At 45.9% G+C, this 1127-nt stretch carries 2 protein-coding genes; both read left to right on the top strand.

Features of this window, described 5'->3' with window-relative positions; all coding sequences use genetic code 11:
* A partial coding sequence (locus A3729_RS33700) for a hypothetical protein (RefSeq protein WP_197476315.1) occupies positions 1-311 on the top strand: 311 nt, incomplete at its 5' end.
* Between the two features lie 64 nt (positions 312-375).
* Positions 376-1127: hypothetical protein (locus A3729_RS30250; protein ID WP_197476314.1), on the top strand; the 752-nt coding region annotated here is incomplete at its 3' end.

Genomic DNA, 1127 nt, shown 5'->3' with positions numbered 1-1127 from the left:
ATACCATTCTCGAATGGAGCGCAATTTCTATTGCCTGTATCGGCGCTATCTTTGCGTTTGTTCATTACTACTATCATCGTAATATTACACTCCCTATCATGGGGCTTGCATTGCTCTCGGCAGCATCGATCGACATTTTTCATACCTTGGCATCAGCAAGAGTGATCGATGCTCAAGCCCAGAACACTGATTTTATTCCTTTTACCTGGGCGCTTTCCCGCCTTTTCAATGCTTCAATCATGACCGTCGGGGCGGCACTAAGCTTATGGGCTTTGCATCACAGCAATAACCCCCCCTGTACAAGCATCTAAAGCTACTTCCTTTAGCGATAGTTTTTTTGTTGGTTCGGCCTTCGTAAGTGTTTATCTAGCCTCGGTGAGCGAAAACCTACCGCAAACCACTTTCCCTGGCGAATTGATAAGCCGCCCCTATGACATCCTTCCACTAGCGACATACTTATTAGCCGCCACATTGTTCTGGACCTGGTTTCAGAAAGAACGCGACCCCGTCAGCCTGGCGTTTTTATTAAGCTGCATTCCAGAGTGCCTAACCCAACTGCATGTGGCATTCGGCTCTACGCAACTTTTCGATAACCATTTCAATATCGCTCATATACTGAAAATTGTTGCTTACCTTTCTATGCTAGCAGGCATAACTCGCAGCCTAATTTTCAACACCGCCACCTCATCAACAGATAGCGGCCCCCGCGAAACACCCCCTCTTACACATCAACATATCAGAACTTCAAAAACTGAACGTGCGAAGCGCCCTATAAGTCTACTAATCCCCTCAGTTACATTCTCTTTAACACTCATTGTCGGCACCATCATCAGTATTTCTGTGTATCTGGATCATATCGCCCAAATAAAGAAAAAGAACCTACAGGAGCTTGAGCACGAAGCTGAGATGCTTGAGTCGAGCTATCAATCCATATTTCAAAGAAGTGCCCAAGACTTAGTTTCCCTGGGCAAGCACTATGCCATTCAAGCCTATGTGCAAGGAGGCATCACTGAGTCTGAGCCAGTCAATCGCACTCTCGAACACTACTTGCTTTTAAATCCAGGCGTAGTAAATATCAAGCTAGTCGCCAAAAGACCGGACAGTGTAATTGGCTGGGAAGTTCTTTA

It is taken from the genome of Oleiphilus sp. HI0043 (genome assembly GCF_001634935.1).
The sequence above is the reverse complement of the archived record's forward strand: the minus strand, read 5'-3'. Positions and strand labels throughout refer to the sequence as shown.